The organism is Bacillus sp. SA1-12, from assembly GCF_000981385.1.
Classification (GTDB): Bacteria; Bacillota; Bacilli; order Bacillales; family Bacillaceae; genus Metabacillus.
In genome coordinates this window covers 361,233-386,036 of record NZ_LATZ01000120.1, presented here as the reverse complement: position 1 = coordinate 386,036, position 24,804 = coordinate 361,233, and the positions used below count along the sequence as shown (strand labels likewise).

Annotated in this window: 23 protein-coding genes and 1 pseudogene; 22 read left to right on the top strand and 2 right to left on the bottom strand. The window is 37.2% G+C overall.

Features of this window, described 5'->3' with window-relative positions; all coding sequences use genetic code 11:
* Window positions 1–26 precede the first annotated feature (26 nt).
* Together WQ54_RS23720 and WQ54_RS23715 are read left to right on the top strand one after the other, a co-directional pair.
* Window positions 27–1,088 (top strand): LLM class flavin-dependent oxidoreductase, encoded by a 1,062-nt coding sequence (locus WQ54_RS23720; protein ID WP_046587931.1) that lies wholly within the window; start codon window positions 27–29, stop codon window positions 1,086–1,088.
* A gap of 92 nt (window positions 1,089–1,180) precedes the next feature.
* The gene (locus tag WQ54_RS23715) at window positions 1,181–1,615 is read left to right on the top strand and encodes an SRPBCC domain-containing protein (protein WP_046588077.1); all 435 of its coding nucleotides are present in this window, start codon (window positions 1,181–1,183) and stop codon (window positions 1,613–1,615) included.
* 48 nt (window positions 1,616–1,663) lie between these two features.
* On the opposite strand, the gene WQ54_RS33010 is transcribed toward WQ54_RS23715, so the two are convergent.
* Entirely contained in the window at window positions 1,664–1,783 is a 120-nt protein-coding gene (locus tag WQ54_RS33010; RefSeq protein ID WP_084822296.1) for an anti-repressor SinI family protein, read from the bottom strand.
* A gap of 627 nt (window positions 1,784–2,410) precedes the next feature.
* Between WQ54_RS33010 and WQ54_RS32125 the strand changes: the two genes are divergently transcribed.
* Window positions 2,411–4,720, top strand: coding sequence for a chitobiase/beta-hexosaminidase C-terminal domain-containing protein (locus WQ54_RS32125; RefSeq protein ID WP_052737939.1), 2,310 nt, complete (start codon window positions 2,411–2,413; stop codon window positions 4,718–4,720).
* 252 nt (window positions 4,721–4,972) lie between these two features.
* Here the strand turns inward: WQ54_RS32125 and WQ54_RS23705 are convergent, their stop codons facing one another.
* Window positions 4,973–5,560 (bottom strand): TetR/AcrR family transcriptional regulator, encoded by a 588-nt coding sequence (locus WQ54_RS23705; RefSeq protein ID WP_046587930.1) that lies wholly within the window; start codon window positions 5,558–5,560, stop codon window positions 4,973–4,975.
* A gap of 164 nt (window positions 5,561–5,724) precedes the next feature.
* Here WQ54_RS23705 and WQ54_RS23700 point away from each other — a divergent pair, with 164 nt between their 5' ends.
* The 19 genes and pseudogenes from WQ54_RS23700 (at window position 5,725) to WQ54_RS23625 (ending at window position 24,784) form a co-directional block, all read left to right on the top strand.
* Entirely contained in the window at window positions 5,725–6,639 is a 915-nt protein-coding gene (locus tag WQ54_RS23700) for an ABC transporter ATP-binding protein (RefSeq protein ID WP_046587929.1), read from the top strand.
* The gene (locus WQ54_RS23695) at window positions 6,639–8,243 is read left to right on the top strand and encodes an ABC transporter permease (protein WP_046587927.1); all 1,605 of its coding nucleotides are present in this window, start codon (window positions 6,639–6,641) and stop codon (window positions 8,241–8,243) included. Before WQ54_RS23700 ends, WQ54_RS23695 begins: the two co-directional genes overlap by 1 nt.
* Before the next feature lie 174 nt (window positions 8,244–8,417).
* Window positions 8,418–8,765 carry a MerR family transcriptional regulator gene (locus tag WQ54_RS23690; protein ID WP_231597627.1) on the top strand — a complete coding sequence of 116 codons (348 nt, stop codon included), beginning with the start codon at window positions 8,418–8,420 and terminating at the stop codon, window positions 8,763–8,765.
* A complete protein-coding gene (locus WQ54_RS23685) occupies window positions 8,762–9,217 on the top strand; it encodes a hypothetical protein (protein WP_046587925.1) in 456 nt (151 codons plus the stop codon). Before WQ54_RS23690 ends, WQ54_RS23685 begins: the two co-directional genes overlap by 4 nt.
* A gap of 157 nt (window positions 9,218–9,374) precedes the next feature.
* Window positions 9,375–10,247: an AraC family transcriptional regulator gene (locus WQ54_RS23680; RefSeq protein WP_046587923.1), complete on the top strand. Its 873-nt coding sequence runs from the start codon at window positions 9,375–9,377 to the stop codon at window positions 10,245–10,247.
* 597 nt (window positions 10,248–10,844) lie between these two features.
* Entirely contained in the window at window positions 10,845–12,440 is a 1,596-nt protein-coding gene (locus WQ54_RS23675; RefSeq protein ID WP_231597626.1) for a histidine kinase N-terminal 7TM domain-containing protein, read from the top strand.
* A gap of 232 nt (window positions 12,441–12,672) precedes the next feature.
* Entirely contained in the window at window positions 12,673–13,785 is a 1,113-nt protein-coding gene (locus WQ54_RS23670; RefSeq protein WP_046587921.1) for a substrate-binding domain-containing protein, read from the top strand.
* A gap of 819 nt (window positions 13,786–14,604) precedes the next feature.
* The gene (locus WQ54_RS33915) at window positions 14,605–14,745 is read left to right on the top strand and encodes a hypothetical protein (protein ID WP_156178106.1); all 141 of its coding nucleotides are present in this window, start codon (window positions 14,605–14,607) and stop codon (window positions 14,743–14,745) included.
* A 5-nt stretch (window positions 14,746–14,750) separates the two neighbouring features.
* Window positions 14,751–14,900 (top strand): annotated as a pseudogene (locus WQ54_RS35725) (hypothetical protein); the annotation flags it as partial.
* A 39-nt stretch (window positions 14,901–14,939) separates the two neighbouring features.
* Window positions 14,940–15,062, top strand: a complete 123-nt coding sequence (locus tag WQ54_RS35335; RefSeq protein ID WP_269431585.1) for a hypothetical protein — start codon at window positions 14,940–14,942, stop codon at window positions 15,060–15,062.
* A 176-nt stretch (window positions 15,063–15,238) separates the two neighbouring features.
* Window positions 15,239–16,393 carry a glycoside hydrolase family 76 protein gene (locus WQ54_RS23665; RefSeq protein WP_046587919.1) on the top strand — a complete coding sequence of 385 codons (1,155 nt, stop codon included), beginning with the start codon at window positions 15,239–15,241 and terminating at the stop codon, window positions 16,391–16,393.
* A gap of 423 nt (window positions 16,394–16,816) precedes the next feature.
* Complete coding sequence (locus tag WQ54_RS23660) at window positions 16,817–17,806, top strand: sugar ABC transporter permease (protein ID WP_046587918.1); 990 nt, start codon at window positions 16,817–16,819, stop codon at window positions 17,804–17,806.
* A gap of 18 nt (window positions 17,807–17,824) precedes the next feature.
* Entirely contained in the window at window positions 17,825–18,733 is a 909-nt protein-coding gene (locus tag WQ54_RS23655; protein WP_046587916.1) for a carbohydrate ABC transporter permease, read from the top strand.
* A gap of 130 nt (window positions 18,734–18,863) precedes the next feature.
* A complete protein-coding gene (locus WQ54_RS23650; RefSeq protein ID WP_046587914.1) occupies window positions 18,864–20,468 on the top strand; it encodes an extracellular solute-binding protein in 1,605 nt (534 codons plus the stop codon).
* 36 nt (window positions 20,469–20,504) lie between these two features.
* A complete protein-coding gene (locus tag WQ54_RS23645) occupies window positions 20,505–21,473 on the top strand; it encodes a Gfo/Idh/MocA family protein (protein WP_046587912.1) in 969 nt (322 codons plus the stop codon).
* Between the two features lie 34 nt (window positions 21,474–21,507).
* Window positions 21,508–22,377, top strand: coding sequence for a sugar phosphate isomerase/epimerase (locus WQ54_RS23640; protein WP_046587910.1), 870 nt, complete (start codon window positions 21,508–21,510; stop codon window positions 22,375–22,377).
* 104 nt (window positions 22,378–22,481) lie between these two features.
* Window positions 22,482–23,531, top strand: a complete 1,050-nt coding sequence (locus WQ54_RS23635; RefSeq protein WP_046587908.1) for an oxidoreductase — start codon at window positions 22,482–22,484, stop codon at window positions 23,529–23,531.
* Window positions 23,532–23,576: 45 nt separating this feature from the next.
* Window positions 23,577–24,410 carry a sugar phosphate isomerase/epimerase gene (locus tag WQ54_RS23630; RefSeq protein ID WP_052737937.1) on the top strand — a complete coding sequence of 278 codons (834 nt, stop codon included), beginning with the start codon at window positions 23,577–23,579 and terminating at the stop codon, window positions 24,408–24,410.
* A gap of 83 nt (window positions 24,411–24,493) precedes the next feature.
* A complete protein-coding gene (locus WQ54_RS23625) occupies window positions 24,494–24,784 on the top strand; it encodes a hypothetical protein (RefSeq protein WP_046587907.1) in 291 nt (96 codons plus the stop codon).
* Window positions 24,785–24,804: the final 20 nt, after the last annotated feature.

The window sequence follows — 24,804 nt, the reverse complement described above, 5'->3', positions numbered from 1 at the left end:
CAAATACATAATTAGGGGGACTTTTAGTGGAGATAGGGATAAGTACATTTGTCGAGACCACACCTGATGTTAAAACAGGTAAGGTAATCAGCCATGCCGAGCGAATTCGCGAGGTTGTTGAGGAAATCATACTGGCAGATCAAGTCGGACTCGACATTTTTGGTGTTGGAGAACATCATCGCCAGGATTTTGCCGCATCCTCACCTGCAGTTGTTTTAGCTGCTGCTGCTCAACAGACGAAACAGATCAGACTGACAAGTGCGGTTACGGTGCTTTCTTCAGCAGATCCAGTAAGAGTCTTTCAGGATTTTGCTACATTGGATGCAATTTCGAATGGTCGAGCTGAGATTATGGCTGGCCGTGGTTCTTTTATCGAATCATTTCCATTGTTTGGGTATGATTTAAAAGATTATGATGAGTTGTTTGAAGAAAAGCTGGAGTTATTATTAAAAATACGTGAATCTGAGAAAGTGACTTGGAAAGGCGGGCACCGCCCGGCGATTCAAAATTTAGGCATATATCCGCGTCCTGTTCAACAACCGCTTCCTGTATGGATCGGCAGCGGCGGTAATACGGAATCAGTTATCCGAGCAGGCAACTTAGGGCTGCCGTTAGTTCTTGCAATTATCGGCGGAAGCCCGACACAGTTTGCACCGCTGGTACAGCTATATAAAAAAGCTGCTAAGCACGCAGGGCATGACTCATCGAAGCTCCCAGTCGCTTCCCATTCACATGGCTTCATTGCAGAAGATACGGAAACAGCCGCCGATAAATTTTTCCCATCCACCCAGCAGGTCATGAACGTCTTAGGTAAAGAGCGCGGATGGGGGCAGTATGACCGTTCAAGCTTTGATGCCGCTCGCAGCTTTGAAGGTGCATTATATGTAGGTGACCCAAGAACCGTTGCTGCTAAAATCATTCACCTGCGCAAAAATGTGGGGATCACACGGTTTATGCTTCATGTTCCGGTTGGCTCGATGCCGCATAATGAAGTGATGAAAGCAATTGAACTTTTAGGAAAAGAAGTGGCACCAATGGTTCGTGACGAAATTTCTAAATGGGAAGAAGAGGGAAATGAGGAATCATAAGAGATAGTAGCTATCTCATTAAGGTATAAATCAATAGATTTAGGTTAACCAATAGGATATCATTATAAAAAGGAAAGTGAGTGACGGTAAAAATGAACAATATTACAACCTTTACTATTAACAAGTCTGCTAATGAAATATTCGAAGCATTTGTTGACCCTTCAAAAATCGGAAATTTTTGGTTTTCATCCAGTTCTGAAAGATGGGAACCAGGTAAAACAATTACATTAGTTTATGATATTTATCATGCAGAAGCTCAAATAGAAATTGTTGCTGTTGAGGTAAATAAACAAATCGTGTTCAAGTGGGGACCAACTGAAGAAGAACATGTTGTGACAATATTACTGAAAGAAATCGAACCTTCAAAAACGATTATTGAAATTACTGAAGAAGGGTTTAAGGATAATGATCCAGAGTTACTTCATAAGATGATGGATAATAAAGAAGGCTGGGTATTTATGCTGACTTGTTTAAAGGGTTATTTAGAATTTGGAGTGACTGGATTAAGAACAGGATTAGCTAAATAAATAATCATCATTAATACACAGGTTTGTTTAATGAGTCAAAAAAAAGACTTATGCAAGTCTCGGAGGATTGTGAAAGAAATGTCGAATTTGTTCAGCAGTTATACCTATTTCTAATGCTTGTAAAATTAATTCAACCCATTCTTGATCAAGACTTTCAATTGTACACATAGATAGATTCTCCTAACCTTTTTTAAGGACTAACTTCTTAATCATTATTATTAAGTACTAGCAAAAAAAGATCAATGTTTTTTGTTCGACAAAAAATATTGATCTTTTTAATGGGGAGATTTGGCAACCCCTAATGACTTGTTTTTACAAACTATTTTTTCAAACGTTTTGTGTATGGAGTTATCCTAAGTTGAGTTTTATAAACTATTTACTCATTCCTTTTCCAACAACCCCTTAAAAGAATATTTCCGTCATGTCCTTAAACAACGGCAAGATGTTTTGCCTTGTATTTAAAAGTGATCTTTCTTATGCATGAAGGATTGATTCCTAATTTAAAAAGAATAATTTCATACCAGCTTTTGCTTTTTTTACAAAATATTAATAAAAAATGGAATTTTAATTAATAATTGATTCTTAAAATACAATTAAAAGCACACGAAAATAATTAAAACAATATTATTTTGTGTGTTTTTTTGTGGTTTTGAGGAGGTGGAGTAAATTGTAATGATCATTTTTTTATTATAGCTGGAATTCACTTGGTTATATTCGAAAGGAAGGTGGTTGTAAAACTAGTATTTTGCAAGTTGTAAATTCTTATTAGAAAACGATTTTTAAGGAGGAATCATTTTGATTTTGACAAGGAACTTCTTACCCATACTTATTGTTATTGCTGTCGTCTTTTCAGCTTTACTAACCTCAAACATTACTTATGCTAACGAAAAGGTTGAGATTATAGAAACACCTAAAGCCTCAGAGCCTAGTGGTCGCTATGATAAGGCAAAGGTCGTATCACTCAGTACGAATACGAAAAATGCTGATATCTACTATACGCTTGACGGAACTTTACCAAATAAAAATAGCAAAAAATATAAAAAGAATAAGCCTATACTCATTAATAAAACAACAAATCTAAGTGTTATTGCTATAAAAAAAGGTGTATCTAGTAAACCTGTCACCTTTTCATACATCATAAAGACCAAAGAAAAACCATTGCTTCAGTTTATTGCTATGTCCGATGTGCATGTTGGTTCACATGAAACAGCTAATGCAAGATATGCAAGTTTTTTTGATACAATTGCATCAATCTTTCCTCAACCAGATGCCATCTTGTCAGTCGGTGATATGATAAATGACAATGGTTTTGATAAACCTAATGATCATAAAATGGTAAAAGAAATATTTCTAGATAACCTAAAAAGAAAAAAGATGACGGATACAAAAGTACAATTGGCTATCGGAAACCATGATGCAAGTGTTGCGAAAATACAAGAGCACTACCCGGCTGAATGGTTTACAAGTCAAAAGAATGGATACTATGAAACTCAAATTGGCGGGTACCCTTTCTTCTTTTTAAATGGTAATAATTACAATTCAGATCTTGAACAAAGAAATTGGTTAAAAAACAGGTTAGCTGAAATTACATCTGATCCTAAAAACAGAAATAAACCTATATTTGTAAGCGTGCATCAACCGATATCCAATACAGTGATGGATGGACAACAGGCTTCAAATCCAAATCTTAACATTGACTTAAAGGATTATCCGCAAGCCATCACTCTTTCAGGTCATTCACATCTTAATCTTAACGATGATCGTTCTATCTATCAAAAAAACTTTACTTCTCTTAATCTTGGGTCTATGTCTTACATAGAGTCTGATCACGGATACCAATCTGTCACTGAAACAGGTTTAGCTGGCAGATTTGAATTCCCTGTATCACAAGCTCTGTTCATTGAGGTTTATAAGGATCGAGTAGAGGTAGATAGGGTCTCGTTGAATGCAGATCATGGTGATATTTATGCAGGCGGTAAATGGTCTGCTTCTCCTCAACCACCATTCAATAGTGCTGGGGCAACTGCCGGGGAAAAATGGGTTATCGAGTTGAAGGGAAAAACGAATGAAGAAATAAAAAGAAATTTCAAGTATACACCTGAAAATCGAAATAAAGTCGTACCTCAATTCAAAAGCGGAAGTGAACTCAAGGTTGAAAATCTAGATGCTGTGCCTAATTTAATTTTTGTACAAGCTAAGGATGATCAAATGGTCCATCATTATGAAATAAAAGTGACCAAAGAAAAAAACGGATTTGTTGTAAAAAACGTAAAGGTATTTTCTGATTACATGTTTTCACCAATTCTAGATAAAATGAACATCCCTTTAGAAGGTCTTGACGGTCAAACTAACTATAAAGTTGAAGTGACTGCCGTTGATAGCTATGGCAATAAATCATCAAAACTTCATAAGGCATTTCAAACAGGGGGAACTCCACCAGAATTAACACCAATTGACCATGAAACTATGTGGAAAGAATTAGTAGTCGATATGAAATTTGATGGGAATTTATTCGATCATGTAATAGGTGCAACAGGTTTAGCAACATCAAATGGTAGCGTAAGTTATGTAGATGGCATATCAAATAAAGCTGCATTTATTCCTGCAGGTAATAGCAACTACATAGATCTAGGCGATAGAAGTGACCTTAAGTTTGGAAATGATAGTTTTAGCGTTTCATTCTGGCATACAGGAAATCTGGCTGGTGATCAAACTATCCTATCAAATAAAAATTGGAGCAGCGGCGGGAATAAAGGATGGTATATTGGACCGGCTGTGGCAAATAGCATGGGCCTAAACCTAAGTGATGGGATGAACAGATTGGATGCTCGGGTATTATCAGTAGGAAGCGAATGGCATTTGTTTACCGTTACTGTAGACAGAACCAATCATGCTGGAAAAGTGTATGTGGACGGTGCAGAAAAAGCAACTATAGATATTTCTAAACTTGGAGAAAATAGCTTAGATACAGCCTTTAATATTATTATTGGCGCGGACGGCAATAAAGGATATGGTGGAGCAAACGTAACGATCGATGACCTTAAAATTTGGAAAAGATCACTTTCTAACAATGAAGTTAAGGCACTATCCGATTCCTATAAATAAAAGAAACTAGGACTCTTATTAAACAATCTGGCGCTATCCATGATAAAGGATAGCGCTTTTTTACTATCATAACGTTTACATACGACCTTAATCTTAAATTTAACTATTTCAGTGCAAATTTGAGCACTTCTATTAGATATAAACAGACATTATGCCATTTTTTTCAATTACATTTGCTTTTGTTATAAATCGGAACTTAAGATGCCACTTTTATAGGAAATGTTATTTCTTGTTATGAAAAGGTCGTACAGATCACTCATCCCTTTTCCCAACAATCCCATAAAAGAATATTTTCGTAATATCCTCTGTCAAGGGGAGGATGTTTTGATATACCTCTTCTTTTTGAATAGAGTCCTTTAGCATTTTTACATAAAATAAAATTGCTTCCGTTGATAACATTGGATCAACAAATCCCTGCTCCTTGCCCTCGTTTAATAACTGGGTAAAGAGAGGGATGACCTTTTGAGTATATAAATGCTCGATATAATTCCCTTCCACCGAATATTCCTTCATCAAATGCTGATAGAGCTCCTCATGAATTTGTCTGGCTGTTTCCTTTTTCGTAAAAATAAATTGCTTTATCTTTTCTTGAAAAGGAATGTCAGCAACCACAATTTTTTCAAATTGTTCATATGCTTTTTCTATATAATACATAAAAACTTCATGAATCAGATTATGCTTGCTTTCAAAATAATTGTAGATTGTCACCTGTGAGACATTCGCTTTTTTAGCAATTTCTGAAATCGATACTTTTTGAATGCCATATTCCATAAAAAGCATTAAAGCCGCCTCTAAAATGTCCTGTTTTTTTCGTTCTCTTCGCCTTTGGAAACCGTCCATACTTTCACCTCAAGCTTAGTTTAATAAAAATTATGTAATAAAACAAATATAATAGTTCATAAATTATTGTCAAAGATATAATTCTTATATATTATGAACTGTATAAGTTAAAATATTTCAAAACTAAACTCATAGTTAGACGAATTCTGTGAGGAGGATGTAAAATGGCCGTGTTAAAAGGAACAAATTTAACCAAAAGATTTGGTAAGTTCTACGCACTAAACGGAGTCAATATGGAAGTGAATCACGGGGAAGTGTATGGATTTATTGGACCAAACGGAGCAGGAAAATCGACCACGATAAAAATTTTGTTAGGCATTTTAAAAGCCTCTGAAGGGGAAGCGACGATATTTGGCAAAGATGCTTGGAAGGATGCAGTTGATATTCATAAGCGGATTGCCTATGTACCTGGTGATGTCAATCTTTGGCCGAATTTAACAGGCGGGGAAGTCATTGATCTTTTCATGAAATTGCGAGGAACGTTGAACAAAAGCCGACGGGAGGAAATGATTCAAAAATTCAACTTGGACCCATCCAAAAAGTGCAGAACCTATTCTAAGGGAAACCGGCAAAAGGTTGCCTTGATTTCTGCTTTTTCATCTGATGCTGAACTTTATATCCTTGATGAACCAACATCTGGCCTTGACCCACTGATGGAAAAAGTGTTTCAGGATTGTGTTGCAGAAGCAAAAGCGGCTGGAAAAAGTGTGTTACTTTCAAGTCATATTTTATCAGAGGTTGAAAAATTATGTGACAAGGTTGGCATTATTCGCCAAGGGAAATTAATTGAAACTGGAACATTACAAGAGCTTCGTCATTTAACAAGAACGAACCTACTTATTGAAACGAAACAACCAATACCTGATTTAGAAAAATTTCAGGGGGTCCATGATCTTAAAATAGTCCGTCAGGGTATTTCCTTTCAAGTGGATTCAGATGCGCTTGATGCAGTTTTACAGTATATTAGTCAGTTTGGCTTATTGAAGCTCGAAAGCTCTCCGCCTACATTGGAGGAATTATTCATGCGACACTATCAAGAAACGAAGTCCATATCCACAACTGATGGGGGTGTATCCTAATGTGGAAGCAGCAGTTTAGCCAAACAGGTAGAATGATCCGTTTTATACTCCGCCGCGATCGGATTCGCCTTCCAGTTTGGTTAATTGCTTTATCATTTATTACGATTCTGACCGCGTCTTCATTTACAGGTTTATATAAAACGGAACAAGAAAGACAGGCAATCGCTGAAACAATGAGAAATCCTGCAATGACCGCTATGGTCGGACCAGGCTATGGACTTGACGACTATACTGCCGGCCCAATGATGGCCCATCAAATGCTGTTATTTACAGCGATTGTTGTAGCGATTATGAACATTTTACTTGTCACCCGTCACACACGAGCAGATGAAGAGGAAGGCAGAATCGAATTAATCCGCTCCCTTCCAGTTGGAAAGCTGTCAAACGCAAGTGCATCCGTCATTGTAATGTTTACGATAAATACGATTTTAGCGTTCATCGTTGGCTTAGGTCTATATAGCTTACAAATTGAAAGCATGGATTTAAATGGCTCCATACTTTACGGATCAGCTTTGGGAGCAACAGGAATTTTCTTCACAGCAGTCACTGTATTATTTGCCCAGCTTTCGGAAAATGCTCGAGGGACAATTGGCTTGTCCTTTATATTGCTCGTGACAGCATATTTACTGAGGGCTGTTGGGGATGTCAGCAATGAAATCCTTTCATGGTTCTCACCATTTGGCTGGATTTTAGGGACAGAAGTGTATGTCAACAATATTTGGTGGCCGATCATATTAACAGTAGGCGTTTCCTTAGTATTGGTTGCGGTGGCTCTTTATTTAAATACAATCCGTGATTTGGAGTCAGGGTTTTTGCCTTCTAAGCCTGGAAGAAAGCATGCCACACGTTTTTTGAAAAGCCCAATTGGCCTTGCTTTTAAGCTCCAACGAACAGGAATCATTGCATGGGCAATCGGTATGTTTGTGTTGGGAGCATCATACGGTTCGGTGTTTGGAGATTTAGAAGCGTTTTTTTCTAATAGTGAAATGATGACAAATCTATTAAAACCTGGTGAAGGATTATCGTTAACCGAACAATTTTTATCCATGCTTATGTCGGTCCTTTCGATGATGTGTACAATTCCTGCGTTGATGTTCATATTAAAGCTGAAGTCTGAAGAGAAAGCAAACCGGACGGAGCATTTATTATCCCGTGCAGTTTCTCGTACAAGAGTTATGGGTAGTTATCTATTCTTATCTATGATATGTGGATTTGTTATGTTATTTCTCGCGTTAATTGGTTTATGGTCTGCCGCATCATCGGTGATGGATGATCCCATTTCCTTTCAAGTAATGTTTGAGGCAGCAATGGTTTACTTACCAGCCATCTGGATCATGCTCGGTTTGGCAGTACTTCTTATTGGCTTATTTCCCCAATTAACAGGCATTACCTGGTTGTATTTAGGATATTCCTTTCTTGTTGTATATTTAGGTCGATTGCTGCAGCTCCCTGAATGGATGGGAAACCTATCACCATTTGGACAGATTCCTCAATTGCCGGTTGAAGAAATAAATAGTATTACATTAAGCATGTTAATCTGTCTTTCAGCTATTCTGATAGTCATTGGGTTTTTTGGCTACAGAAAACGTGATATCTCCGGATAACTTACTATTATTTTAAGCCATTTGTTCAATTAAATAACTTGAACAAATGGCTCTTCTATTTCCGGTGAAGAGACCTACGGAATAACTTAATTCCTTTTTTCAAAAAATAAGAATTAGAATAAAAAAGTTGACCATGTTGTGCACCCCACAGTTTATCATATAGGTGGGAGGAAAATGATGTACAAAATTAGTGAATTTGCTGAAATAACGGGATTAAGCAAAGAAACCCTCCGCTATTATGCAGAGGTTAAATTGCTGGAGCCTGCTTACATTAACCCTGTTAATAACTATCGCTATTATGACGATGGCAGTTATTTTTTAGCAATGCTATTAGTGAAACTAAGAAGCTTTGGATTTACCATCCAGGAAATGATTTCTGTTATGAATGATGAGTCATTCTCAAATTTAGAAGCTTTGTTGATACAAAAAAAGAAGAATCTACATAAACAGGTTGAGGAGCTTAATCGTAAGGTTGAAGAGATTGATGAATTCCTTGAATCGGGGAAGGAGGAGGACGATTGATCCAATGGAAGGAAGAAAGCATAATCGATACGAATATTGAAAATGTGTGGAGTTTATTTATGGATAAAAACATTAAAAAAATTATGCCGAAAGTAGAAGAGCATATTTTAATTGAGAAAAAGGAAACCGAAGCGGGAGCAAAGCATCGGCAAACATACCGTGAAGGGAAGCGCTTGGAAACCTACATTGTAGAAACGTTAGCTTACGAGGATCATGATGATCGAAAGCTGAAGCAAATCAGCTTTGTTTTAGGAAAAGCATTTGAGATTACACTTACGTTTACACTCGTTAAACTTGAAGAAACTCAAACTAAATTCATCTATGAAGGGCAAAACAAAGGAGTGAACTTTGTCGGTAGAGCGATGCTAAAGCTTGGCAGCGAGAAAAGCAACAAGATTGTTGTTCAGGAGTTTATGCAAAAGGTTGAACAAGAGGCATTAAGTATAGTTTAACTAAAATTGGATAAAGAGAGCTTTACAATAAGAATGCTGCTATTAACTAGAAAGAGTAGTTTAATAAAACGTAAAAAGAGATCCTGCAATACCGTGCACAAAATGTCGGATGGACTCTTTTCACTCCTGATAATCTATTGATATAGGAGGTCAATAAATGGATATGCTAAAACAGTTTAATAACGCTATTGCCTATGTTGAAGAAAATCTGACAAACGAAATTGACTTTAAGGAGGTTGCTAAACGCGCGTTTTGTTCTGAATACCATTTTAAAAGGATGTTTTCCTTCCTAGCTGGAATAACATTATCAGAGTACATTCGCCGCAGACGCCTTACTCTTGCAGCTTTTGAGCTTAGAGATAGCAACACTAAGGTAATTGACGTTGCGGTGAAATTCGGATACAATTCACCAGATTCCTTTACAAGAGCTTTTCAAAACCTCCATGGAGTTACTCCGTCAGAAGTCAGATACAGCAACCATTCACTAAAAGCTTTTCCAAGAATGACCTTCCAATTATCCATTAAAGGAGGAAATTCTATGAACTATCGTATTGAAGAAAAAGATGGATTTTACATCGTTGGGTTAAAGAAACGTGTTCCGATCATTTTCAATGGAGTCAATCCTGATATTGCTGCTATGTGGGAAAGTTTAGATGAGGAAAAGATTGACCAACTCAAAAGTCTATCAAATGTCAAGCCGTTAGGACTGCTAAGTGCATCCACAAACTTTTCTGAAGGCCGTATGGAGGAAAAAGGGGAGCTAGACCATTATATTGGAGTTGCGACAACGAAGGAATGCCCAGAAAACCTTGTGAATCTTGAAGTCCCGGCTTCAACCTGGGCTGTTTTTGAAGCGATCGGTCCATTTCCAGAAACCTTGCAAAATATATGGGGACGGATTTATTCAGAATGGTTTCCGTCATCAAACTATGAACTCAAAAAGGGTCCGGAAATTTTATGGAATGAAAATAAGGACGTAACCTCACCAACTTTTAAAAGTGAAATATGGATTCCAGTTTTGAAAAAATAATAAAGTAGAGAAGAATAGGATGGGCTGCGTTGCAGCTCATTTTTATTTTTTTAAAATTAGCGATAGCTAAAAAAGAGCCCCAAAGGGTAAGTCATAGGACCTAAACCTAGTGATTCTTAACAAAATCCTAAATTTTAATACTAGATTTATATATTGTTAAAGCTTGCTTAATACCGCTTCTATATACTATCGATGAATGTAGCATTTATGCACATAAATGAATTGGAGGTATTTGACTAAACTATATTTGCGATTATTCTAAAAAAGGTTGCCTATGCTGGTGAATTTCCAAATTTGTAGGAATAAGAGCAAAGTGACCGCCTCTGATTTTGTATTAGAATCTATAGCAAGAACAAAGTCAAAAGGATTAATTCCATTGGCATGCAACAGCAGATTTTATGAAAAGCACATTAAAAATTACATGAACGAATCAATTTTGAACGTATTCCTGAACATAATTTTCAACCAGCAGATGATGGCGTAAGTGTGAAGGTGTTTTGACTCTCCATATAAAGAAAATAAATCTGGTCAAAGATCAGGAAATTGCTATATAATAATTGGAAATTAGTTCTTATTAACTATCTGGAGTAGATGAATTTGCTGCAAGAAATTTGGTTTTACCAAGTCGTTATTATTCTAGCAGGCGTTTTAAGTCTTTTCTTATGCGTGTATTCTTTCTTTAAATTGCGGGAAGCCCCAGGAGCAAGGTACTATATACTCGTTACACTTCTATCTGCGGTTTTTACTTTTGCCTACGCGTTTGAGCTATCAAGCACAACCATTGAGCAAATTAAATTATGGCTGAGGATTGAGTACCTCGCTATCCCTTTTATTCCTGTCTGTCTTTTATTTATGTCTTTTGATTATACTGGACAAAAGCTTAAGCCTTGGATTACTTATTTCATTTTGGTTATTCCTTTGATCACGATCTTTTTGCATAGTACAAATGACCTTCATCATTTTTATTACACATCAATGGAACTAAGAAGCGACAGTCCGTCTCCAATCATTAAGCTGGAGGGAGGACCATGGTTTTTTGTTCATTCCATCTTTTTATTTTTGTGTATCATGATTAGTGTCATCAATCTGATTTCGCAATTAAAGGAGCAAGTATTATTTCAATTTCGCATGCAGATCTTAACGATGGTAGTTGGTCTGCTTTTGCCGATCATCGCAAACTTTTTCTACCTAAACGACATGAGTCCATATGGCATTGACCTCGGTCCAGTTTCTATGAGCTTATCGTTTCTTTTTCATGGTGCTGCCCTTGTATCTTTTCAAATGTTTAATGTCGCTCCAATTGCGAGAAATTATGTATTTGAAAGCATGAAAGAGGGAGTGATTGTTTTAAATCACAAAAATGCCATTGTGGATTACAACATATCGATGAAGAGTGTACTTCCAACCTTACATAAGCATGTGATTGGTCAATCCATCATAAATGTACTTAATGAAAGTCCCAAGCTAGCTAAAATGATTATTAATGAGAAGGATTGTGATTATGAAACATGTATTGACGAGAAGCAAATCTATTATCAGATCCGATTCTCTCCCATTTTGAATAAACATACTCAGCTTATTGGAAAAATGATTACCTTTGTTGATGTTACAGATAAAGTGATTATGCAGAGAAAGTTGAAAAAGCTGGCAAGTATAGATGGCTTAACACAAGTTTTTAATCGGACTTATTTTTTGAAAAAATCGGATTCTATTTTTGAAGCCCTCAGGTTAACAGGAGGAAGTGCAGCAATCATTATGTTTGATATTGATTATTTTAAAAAAGTGAATGATACACTGGGACATGAAGCAGGGGACCTTGTGTTGTGTCATGTTGCGAAGACTGCAAAGGAAAGTTTACCTGAACAAGCCATTATTGGCCGATATGGAGGGGAAGAATTTATTATTTGCTTGCCGGATATATCCTTAGATGAAACATATGAACTAGCTAATTTGATTCGTTTTAATATTGCTAAGAGTCATATGTTGCATAACAAAAAAGAGATTTGTGTCACATCAAGTTTTGGGGTTTCACATGCTAAGATCCATGCAGGTGATCATCATCCAACCATACAAACACTCATGCGTCAGGCCGACGAAGCTTTGTTTGTCGCAAAAAAAAATGGCAGAAATTATGTTCATTCATTCACAGAAACGCTTCCTTTTTTAGAATTACGGGATACGGGCAGCCGTTAAGTTAAAAATCTAGTTAATTTTTTTGAGAGGGAATGCTATCTTTCCTTTTTATTATTTTAACAAAATAAACATACTTAATATGATTATTATCACAATTATAGTTGATCGTCCCTGTAAAATCAGTAAAAGTAGATTTTGCATTAATTATATAATATTATATATTCTATCCGGTTACTGCTATTTATTCATTATACAAAGTATGTGACTATCGAAGTGGAAGAAGGTGTTTAAATTGGCTAAACCGATCTACGAACAAATTTATGAAACAATTAAAACAGCTATAGTTGAAGGTAAATATAAAGAAGGTGAACGGATTCCTTCCGAAAAAGAATTGGCTGATACATGGAATGTGAGTGTTATCACCCCTAGAAAATCATTAGAAATGTTAGCAGCCGAGGGCTTTATCTTCCGGCAGGTCGGAAGAGGTTCTTTTGTTAAAGAGCTGACCATAAAAGAATCGAAAGCCAATCCCTCAGTCCGAATTAAACCAGTTTTTGGCGTAATCATGACAGACTTTGACGAAAGTTATGGAATAGGATTGTTAAATGGAATCGAACATGCTGCAGAGGAGAGAGCATTTATCGTCCTGCGCCGTACATTCGGAAGCGTTGAGAAAGAGCAAGCTGCAATCCGCGATTTGATGGAGCTAGGGGTAGATGGATTAATCATTCTTCCATCACAGGCAACTTTTTTTAATTCCGAGATTTTAAAGCTAATCATTGATCAATTCCCTTTTGTTCTCCTTGATCGTTATTTAAAAGGTGTTGCAGCATCTGCGGTTGGAACCGATAATATTGGAGCAACTAAGAAAGGAACAGACTATTTGTTTGGTCTTGGACATAAGACGATTACCTTATTAAGTCCTCCGCCTGTAAGCGCTACTGCTGTCGAAGATCGCATTGAAGGTTTTGTTCGGGCACATATAGAAAAAGGGATGACAAAAAATCCGCTAATATTGAATGAATTAACTTCAACCTTGCCGGATTCCTTCAAGGATCCCAATATTTCTAATGATATAAAAAAGATTAAGGATCACTTGCAAAAACACAAGGATATTTCTGCATTTTTTGCAATTGAGTACAATATAGCTCTTTTAGCTAAACAAGCGGTAGAAGAACTCGGATTATCAGTACCTGAGGATATTTCCATTCTTTGCTTTGATAGTCCCTCATGTAAGCCTGGAGCTTTTACGTTTACACATTTACTTCAGGACCAAGAAAAAATGGGGCGGCTTGCAGTAGAACAATTACTTGGTATTAAGAATAATGCTATGAATTTGCAGACGACGCTGCTTGATACTAAATTAATTGAAGGTCAGTCAACTAAGAAAAATAATAAGGTATAAATATAAGCATAGGTTTGAGTAAACCTATGCTTTTTTATTAATTAATGCACATGAAATATATTGACCAATATAAGTAATGTGTATATTATTATAAGTAATTCAAGCGTAACTTTAACAAACCGATAGAGATACAGGGCTCATGCATGAAGGATTCCATGCAGATGATCCGACATATTTCACATGCTCTTGGTTTTAATAGGCAAATGCTATGTATTGCGAGTTTTTCATTGCTTATTGTGAGATTGGATCTATGGATATCAAAGAATAGAATAATAGAAGATTAAAAGTTTGGCTTTAGATGATCACATAACATTCAAACTATCCCTTGCCAACTCCTGGCGTTCTTAAGATTGTTTTGTATTCATCTTTTCCTTTTCAAATTGGAGGAGGTAAGGGAATGGTGGCTATGTACTGTTAATCCTATCATCGACTCCATTATACTTTCTTTTCACTAAGAAACTAATTGGCGATGACGTCTGTTAAGTTAATAGAATTCATCCCTTTAATAATTCAATTTAATATCACTTATATTGCAAGCGCTTTCTGCATTAATTACTTTACTTAATTTGTTTGTCAAAAGTTTTGTAATGGAATCTTTTAGGAGAGTGAAAAGTATCGAATGGAACCCGCACAAGCAGAAAAAATGAATAATCAATTAATGGCGGCCAATCCGACTGTTCCTTGTTAAATACCTTTTTCTTAAAGGTGAAAACCTTTAAGTGCATGATTCATAGGCAAAAATGGCGGGGACCAGCAATTTTATGATGATCATGAATGGTCAGGCATAGATTTCATTGAAGCCTATGTACATTAGGGGAAATGAGAAATTTGCAAAAAGCAAAAATGATGTTCGAGTTTGCAATAAGTGGTTGGTCCGAAGATAAAGGAGGTGGTATATATTGGAATGCTGAAAGGGAAACAATAAAAACACTTGCTCCAATGGCCCTGCAGCAGTCTTAGCTCTTCAACTTATTGAAGAATCGAAAGACGAAAGGTATCTTGCATGGGCAAAGAAAATCCTTCTAGATCTCCATGGTTTAACGTGTTTTTATTCAAAGGATTTGCCGCTTTGTATAAAGAAGACCCAACTCGGGATCGCAAATTTATTAATGTAATCAGAGCTAATGTCCATTATGTATGGGAACATGCAAGGGATGAGAATGGTCTATTTTAGCAAGGATTGGACAGGAAAAACAGGTGTGACAGATAACCTTAAATGGCTGTTAGATCAAGCGCCAATGATTGAATGTTACGCACTGTTGACCGAATTTGATTAATAATATTCAATAGTAATCTTATCATGAGCTACTACATAAAGAAATTCCAATTGACAGCATCATGCTGGCGGGATCGTTATTTGTAGGAGAATCATAACTTTAGAGACTTCTATACCTTTAAAATTAGATACAGTTTGTAACTGAGACTCGAGTTTATTCGTTGAGGAGGAGATTAAATGCCTAAACCATTGTTTCTATTAACCGTCCTTTCACTCTTGTTAGTTTCCATTGCATTTCCTGGTCTAAACGCTGAAGCTGCACCCCACAAACAGAAAAATATGGATCGTGCCATTGATTCTTATCAGGCTCTGCAGAAATACTTCTATCAGGCTGACACCAAGCTTTATCATGAGGAATATCCGCATAATGGCGGTAATCCATATTCTTATGTATGGCCATTCTCACGTGCAATGGCAGCAACAATTGATATGTCCCAGCTTAACAAGATAGGGGAGAGCTACAAGGATGATGTACAGGATCGCTTGCAAGGGGTTGAATTGTACTGGAACAATGAAACAGACCCGCCAGGATATGATTCATATGTCCGTCCTCCTTTCGGCAACGGCGGAGATAAGTTTTATGATGACAATCATTGGCTTGCGCTCAATTTTATCAAAATATATAATACAACAGGTGATGAAGCAGCATTAAACAGAGCAAAACAACTTTTCGATCTGGCTGTTTATGGCTGGGATAACGATTCTTCCCACCCTTGTGCAGGCGGTGTTTTCTGGACACAGGCTCCATGGAGTAATGACCGAAATACAATTTCGAATGCCCCGGCAGCTGAAGTAGGGCTGTTGTTATATGAAATCACGGGGGATCAGTATTATTTGGATTGGTCTAAAAAAATGTATGATTGGGTAAACAGCTGTATGCTGGCGCCTAATGGGCTTTACTGGGATCATATTGATCTTGAAGGAACGATTAACAAAAGGCAATGGACCTATAATCAAGGGGTCATGCTAGGAGCAAGCGTGTTATTTTATAAGGCTACTGGAGACCTAACGTATTTGGAGCGTGCCGAAGATATCGCAGATAAGGCGCTCGAATATTATGGCGGTTCCCGTCTATATTCTGATCCGCCATACTTTAATGCCATATTCTTTAAGAATCTTCAGCTGTTAGAATCCGTAAACCATAATCAGACCTATCGTAAATTTATGCAAGCTTATGCCGATGAAATGTGGCAAACCGTTCGTGATCCTGAAACCGGCTTATTCCAGTTAGACCCTAACAGGTCGGTCTCACTATTAGAACAGTCGGCAATGGTTGAGATTTACGCCAATCTTGCTACTGAAGAATCGATCTTGAACATTGACAAGAAATGATAGTCTGAGGGTTTTTATAATCCAAAAGAAAGAATTTATTTATAACCAATCAAAAGGGTATGCGAGATTCGTATACCCTCTTCATTATGGCTTAAGTTGCTAAAATTAGTTCAACTGGCAAATAGTTAAATAATATAAGTAAAGGCGGACGTTTTAATATTTATATATTACTATTCATGATATTAGTTAAATATTTTTATATAAACCTATATTGACACATATTTTTATATTAGTTATTATATACTTTATAATGAAAACGCTAACATTTTTTTTACGAATGATAGATTTGATGGGAGGGGTTATGGAACAAATTAATATTTAAATGAACACTTTCAATGAATCTGCTAAGTAGGAAAGTATTAGCAAGGCAGGGATGATATGTAGATGAAAATCTTTTTGAGGTATTGGAGGGGAGGGGTTTTTATGGCAGCAGAATTGAATCCATCAACATCTAATAAGGTTCAGCCTTTACCAACTAAAAGTAAGAAAGAATTGAAATCAGAAAACAGAAAGAAAACATTAAAAGATATCGCCAAAAGTTGGGAATTATATGTGTTTCTTTTACCAGCTTTTCTATATTTTTTAATCTTTCATTATGTTCCTTTATATGGTGTTCTTATCGCTTTTAAAGACTTTAATCCAGCATTAGGGATTTGGGATAGTCCATGGGTTGGATTTATGTGGTTTGAAGATTTTTTTAGCTCTTACTATTTTTGGGACTTGATAAAGAATACGATTGGAATCAGTCTTTATTCGCTTGTTGTAGGGTTTCCGATGCCGATTATTTTAGCATTGGCTTTTAACGAAGTTAAAGATGGCATGTATAAACGGGGACTGCAAACCATTACATATGCACCGCATTTTATTTCACTCGTTGTTATGGTCGGAATGATTATCGCATTTCTTTCACCTCAAACTGGCTTGATTAATCACATTCTGGGTTTAATTGGAATGAAACCGATCGATTTTATGCAAGATCCGGGTTGGTTTAAGACCGTTTTTGTGTTATCAGGTGTATGGCAAGGAATGGGATGGGGAGCCATTATCTATATTGCTGCTTTATCTGGAGTTGACCCGCAGCTTCATGAATCTGCAAAGGTGGATGGCGCTTCAAGATTACAACGGATTTGGCATATTAACATTCCTGCATTGCTTCCAACCATTATTATTTTGTTTATCTTAGATATGGGGAGTTTACTGTCGGTCGGGTTCCAAAAGATTTTGCTTATGCAAAATGATTTAAATATGGAGTCCTCAGATGTTATTGCAACCTTTGTCTATCGAACTGGTATTTTAGATGCCCAGTATAGTTACTCTACTGCAGTTGGTTTGTTTGATGCCGTTATTAATGCCACTATTCTTGTAATTGTTAACCAGATTGCTAGAAAGAGAAGTGAGACAAGTCTATGGTAGGCAGAAAGGAGAGTAAAAATGACCGCAATTAGAGAAAGTCGATCTGATCTAGTTTTTAAATTTTTTGTGCATTGCTTTCTTTTTGTCATTTTGGTGTTGATCTTATATCCGCTCATCTATATTGTAAGCGCTTCAATAAGTGATCCGACATTGGTCAATCAAGGAAAAATGTGGCTTTTGCCTAAGGGCATTACCTTTATAGGGTATGAATTGCTTTTTCAATATGATGAAATATGGATCGGTTATCGAAATACGATTTTTTATACTTTATTAGGTGTATCAATAAACTTATTTGTCACATTGCCAGCAGCTTATGCTTTATCCAGAAAAAAATTAGTCGGACGCAAATTTTTTATGATGATGTTTGTTTTTACGATGTTTTTCAGCGGCGGTCTGATTCCTTCTTATTTACTAGTTAAAAATTTAGGGATGATTAATACCGTTTGGGCACTCGTCATTCCCAATGCAGCTTCAATTTGGAATATCATTTTATGTCGAACATTTTTTCAAGTAACGATTCCGAAAGAATTAGAAGATGCAGCAAGTATTGATGGTTGCACAAATACAAAACTGTTTTTTAAAATTGTTCTTCCAATATCTATGCCTATTGTCGCCGTCATGGCTCTCTTTTACAGTGTAGGGCATTGGAATGAATATTTCAGTGCTTTAATTTACCTAAATGATGAAGCGAAGTATCCATTGCAAATGGTACTAAGAAAAATTCTCGTCCTCCAAGAAATATCCACCGAGACAATGGACCCTGCTATGGCTATTGCTAATGCAGAGGTGATGAATCAAAAAGCAGACCTATCTGCGGTCTTAAAATATGCCGTCATTATTGTTTCAACTTTACCAATGCTTATCGCATACCCATTCTTGCAAAGATATTTTGTCAAAGGTGTCATGATTGGTTCGATCAAAGGCTAAGTTGGAACTCTATGACGAGGTCTGTTAAGTCCATGAAAGGAGGGGGTAATAATAAGGTTTGGTTATAGGAAAGTAGTACCCAGGATTTCAATAAATTCTTTTTCAATGGCATGAGAAGGGAGATTTTTACATGATAAAAAAGATACCCATATTCTTGATGACAACATTGTTAATGTCCAGTGTATTGTTAGGTTGTAAATCCAATGAGGTGAGCGAACAAACCAACAAAAATGAGACAAACACCAGTATAAATGAAAGTGGTTTTCCGATCGTTGATGAAAAGATCACCTTAACAATGGTTGGCCCTCATGTTGGAAAAGGAGAATGGAAGGATCGAGAGTATTTCAAGGAAATGGAGAAGCTTACCAATATTCAATTTAAATATGAAACACCACCACGCGATGACTTTCCTACAAAAAAGCAATTATTATTAGCAAGCGGCGATCTGCCTGATATCTTCTACGCATCTGATATTAATCACCAAGAACAGATAAAATACGGCGGCAATGGAATTTTTATTCCACTTGAAGATTTGATTGACAAGTACGCTCCCAATATTAAAAAAATGCTCGAAGAAAGACCTGAAGTTAAAAAGGCAATTACCGCACCTGATGGTCACATCTATGCTTTACCTTCTGTTGACGATCAACCTTCCTATTGGCATATGTGGTACAACGGTGAATGGCTAAAAAATCTTGGTGTGACAGAATTACCGAAAACAACTGAAGAATTCTATAACCTGCTTAAACGTTTTAAAACAGAAGATCCAAATCAAAATGGAAAAGCAGATGAACTGCCTTTAAGCAACCATGGAGGTGTCGGTGAATTTGACTCATATATTCTTGCAGCATTTGGTCTAACAGGCAGCGGAATATCACTCAAAGAAGGTGAAGTTGTATTTAGTCCAGTTCAGGAAGAATATAAAGCTTATTTAGAATACATGAATAAACTCTGGGAAGAAGATTTATTTGATCATGAATCATTTTCACAAACAAATCCGCAAAAAAAGGCAAAAGGACATGAAAATTTAATAGGGGTTTTTGCAGATGCTCATCCTGCGTTTGTACTGGGAGGATCCACCGACCGTACAGACAATCCGGTGTTTCACCCATTGACTAGCGAATTTATTGATCAGCCAATTGTACCTGAATCCACTGGAATTGGCCATGGAACATTCGCCATTACTAAAGAAAATAATCATCCGGAGGCTTCGATCAGATGGGTTGATTATTCTTATTCAATAGAAGGAGCTGATCTTCTTCATAATGGGATAGAAGGTACCTACTGGGAATGGAAAGATGCAAATTCTAAGCAAGAAAGGTTAATAAAAGACGCACCAGCAGGCTTTGACAGTCCAGAGGATTTTCGCTCTTCCATATCTCCAGACTGGGGAATAGGTGTACCGATCCGAAGATTTGCACAAGATCAATTAGGCTGGAAATGGGGTAATGACAAATTTGGTCTATGGGTGCGTGAGGAAGATAAGGAAAAATTGATTCCTTATGAAACTCCAGTTTATCCAAGCGTTTATTTTAAAGATGATGAATTAAAAACGATCGCCCGGATTGAAAGGGATTTAAATACGTACGTTACTCAAATGAGGGCGAAATTCATTACTGGTGAATCTCCATTGTCCGAATGGAATAAATATGTAAAAACCATTGAAGAAATGGATTTAGACAAACTGATTGATATCTACAAAAAAGCATATGAACGTCATCAGCAGAATGGATAAATAGATGACAAAATTTAAAGAGGGAGAGAATTGTATATGAGTAAAATTCGAGTAGGCTTTATCGGTACTGGGGGAATTGCCCACCTTCATGCCGGGCAATTATTAGAACTGGAAGAAGTTGAAATAATGGCGATTACAGATGTAAGTGCTGAAGCTAGGGAACGATTTATGACGAAATACGGCCTACAAAATATCCAACAATTTTCTGAGTACCATGACATGCTAAAACAAGCGAATCTCGATGCAATAGTTATCTGCTCTCCACATACATTGCATTTTCAACAGGCAACAGATGTCTTGAACGCAGGACTTCACGTGTTAATCGAGAAGCCGATGACCTGTTCATCAATAGAGGCAAAGCAATTAATTGAAACTGCCGAACAATCAGGCAAGATTATGCAAGTTTCTTATCAGCGTCACTTCCAACCTGAATTCATTTATATTCGTGAGACAATTGCAAATGGAGAAATCGGAAAACTTACTTCGATTACAGCTTCTTTATACCAACAATGGTGGAGAGGTCAGGATCAGACGATTTCTTGGCGACAAGTTCCGAATTTATCAGGCGGAGGATTTTTGATGGACTCAGGAAGTCATATCATCGATGTACTGCTATGGACAACAGATTTAACACCAACAGAAGTTTATTCGCAGTTATCGAACCAGGGTTCACCAGTTGAAATCGATACGTTCACCTCTATCCGTTTCGAAGAAGGGGCTGTGGCAGGACTTAACTTGGTTGGACGTGCACCTTCTTGGCATGAAACCTATGTATTCTGCGGGGAAAGAGGCGGCATTTTTTATGATAATGGCAAGATTACACTCCATAGGACGGGTCAGGAGCCAATTGTTCCCGTATTACCAGAACAGACGACTAATCAAGATAAAAGCTTTATCGACGCCATTCTAGGCCGCCACGAAGTAAAAGTTCCAGGAGAATTCGCATTAAAAGTTGTCAAGTTTTCAGAAATGGTTTATGAAGCAGCAGGCTATAAACCGTACTAAGATTTGAAATAGGTTAAAAGGAGGAAAGTTAACGTTGAATTTTAAAATCGGGATGCGCATACCACCTAAAATTGGAGCAGAAGGAATCGAAAGTACGGCAGCATGGGCTGCACAGATTGGATTGGATACTCTTGATGTTCCGCGCTTAACACAAGAAACAAAAGAAGCCTGTCAAAAAGCCGGCTTAGAAATCGGTTCTGTCGATGCAAGGAATGGGGCAAGTCTATTAAGCAAGGATGAAAACAGACGTTTAAATGCTGCAGAAGAACTGAAAAAGCAGATGAAAGACATTGCAGAATTGGGAGGCCGTGTATTATTCATGTGTCTGGTTCCTGAGGATCATACACTGCCACGCAAGGAAGGATTTGCGATATGGAAAGATACATTTCCCGAAATTGTCAGGCATGCAGAACAAATGGGGATCTATATCGCCATTGAAGGCTGGCCGGGTCCGGCGCCTCATTATCCAACACTAGGTTGTACACCTGAAATGTTGAGAGCTATGTTCGAAGCAATTCCATCGAAACACTTCGGGATGACCTACGATCCCTCTCATCTTGTCCGTTTGGGAATTGATTATGTCAGAGTATTAACTGAATTCGGCGATAGAATTAATCATTGTCACGGAAAGGATACTGAAATTCTAAAGGATGAGCTTTATGAATGCGGGGTCATTCAGGCTACTTTCGGTGAAAAATATGGATTTTCAGAGGGGTCATGGCGTTATACGATTCCTGGACGCGGTGAGGTAGACTGGGGAAAGGTTGCTGTTCGTTTAGACCGACTCGGTTATCAAGGTGCAATTAGTATTGAATTAGAAGATCACTGTTATTGGGGCTCGATCGAAGCTGAACAAAAAGGGATCGAAAAGGCAAATGAACATTTAAGAAAGGTCTTTAAATAATAAATACCTATCTTTATAGAATAAAAGAAGCCGATACATCGTCTTATCTGAACTTACTAAAAGATTGATGTATCGGCAATAAGCATGTGAGAAAGGAAAATGACATGAACGAAATAGTCCGTGTAGGTATAATTGGCTTTGGTTTTGCAGCTCGCACATTTCACGCTCCAGTTCTTACGACGATCCCTAATTTAAAATTACAGAAAATCGTTAGCCGGAGCGGAAAGAGTGATAAGGAACGTTATCCTTATGTGGAATTTGTTAATGAAGTTGACAACTTATACGAAGATAGTGAGATAGACCTTATCATCATTACAACCCCAAGTACTGACCATTTCTCATTTGTTCGGGAGGCTTTGTTGGCAGGAAAGCACGTGGTTGTTGAGAAGCCTTTTACGATAACTACTGCTGAAGCGGATATGCTAATTTCATTAGCGAAAAAAATGAATAGGATGCTTAGTATATTCCATAACCGGAGATGGGATGGAGATTTCCTGACCATCCAAAACATTCTGAAAGAAAAATTGTTAGGAAGGATTATTGAAGTGGAATTTCGCTGGGACCGATTCAGCCCAATAGCAAGCACAAACTGGCGGGATAGCAGTTCAGCCGGATCAGGCCAGCTTTACGATTTGGGTGTCCATTTACTTGATCAAGCCCTATGTCTTTTTGGCAAACCGAAAACAATTCATGCCAATCTTCGCAGGTTGCGGCCAAATACTCAAGCAGATGATTATTTCGATGTTACGTTAGGTTATACAAATGAATTAAATGTTAGATTGAAATCTTCCTTGGTTGCCAAAGAACCAGGTCCAAGGTATACAATTCACGGAACAAGCGGATCTTTTATTAAATATGGAATCGATCCGCAGGAGGAGGCATTAAAACAAGGATTAGCTCCTCGCTCTCCAGATTGGGGGAGAGAAACAAAGGAATGGTGGGGGACATTGAATACTGACTTTAACAAACTTCATATTGAAGGGCGTATTGAAACTCTTCCAGGATCTTACGATTCATACTACCAAAATATTTATGAACATATTATGGGGCGAGAAGATCTAGCTGTTAAGCCAGAACAAGCTCGATTAGCGATCTTATTGATCGAAATGGCAAAACAAAGTCATATTGAAAAGAGAACCTTGGAAGTGACTTAACCGGATTAGTCACTAACACTTTTTACTAAAAAGGAGGAAAAATCTTTGTTCCATTTTAAGCTGGCATTAAATGCATCTACGTTGTTTCCATTTAAATTAGATGTGAAAGAACAGGTAAATATTGCTGCTGAAGCAGGTTATGATGGTATTGAACTTTGGGTCAAGGATATTGAAGAGTATCTTGAAAAAGGAGGATCAATCAAAGAGCTAAGAAGCTTGATAGAAGATCGCGGTATTTCAGTTGTTAACGCTATAACTTTTTTTAAATGGACAGATGTAGACGAACACATTCGTAAAAAAGGATTCGACCAAGCAGAACGAGAAATCACAATGTTAAAGGAATTAGGTTGCAAGGCTGTTGCTGCTCCACCCAGCGGTAACGTAGAAGGACTATCATTAGAGGCTATGGCTGTTCATTTTTCTCAATTAACGAGATTAGCACGTCAAATAGGAGTTGAGCCTTACCTTGAATTTTGGGGTAAATCAAAAAAGCTCTCCAAATTGAGTGAAGCACTTTACGTAGCAATGGAAAGCGGAATTCCTGACGTTAAATTTTTATTAGATCCTTTTCATATGTATACAGGCGGAAGCAAGTTAGAGAGTTTGGTCTATTTGCATGCAAATAACATCGGAATCGTTCATGTCAACGATTACCCAGCTAATCCAACAAGTGAATTTATCACTGACCATGATCGTGTGTTTCCAGGAGAAGGGATCGCACCAAATCAAAGGTTTGCATCACTTTTAAAACAAATAGGTTACAGCGGTTATTTATCGTTGGAATTATTTATTCAAAACTTTGGCAGGCAAACTCCTATTGAGGTTGCGAAATATGGGATTAAAAAGACAAAACAAGCTTACTCTCTAGTAGAAAGGTAGAAACTTTTGCAGAGAAGAAGAAATGCATTTTCAACATCAGTTCCTTATGAATAACGAGTAAGTTAAAAAAGGATGGGGCAAATATGGTATTGGCAAACCTTTCTGAATTATCATTAAAACCTTTAACGGCAAATGAAATAAAACCTAATGGATGGCTATTACGTCAGTTACAAATACAAGCTGAAGGTCTTAGCGGTAATCTGGATAAATTTTGGCCGGATATTAAAGAAAGTAAGTGGATTGGAGGAGATAAAGAAGGATGGGAACGTGTACCTTACTGGTTAGACGGTTTTATCCCATTGGCCTATCTATTGAATGATGACGATATGAAGAAACGTGCTAAATACTATATAGATGCCATCATTAGCAGGTAAGAGGATGATGGCTGGATATG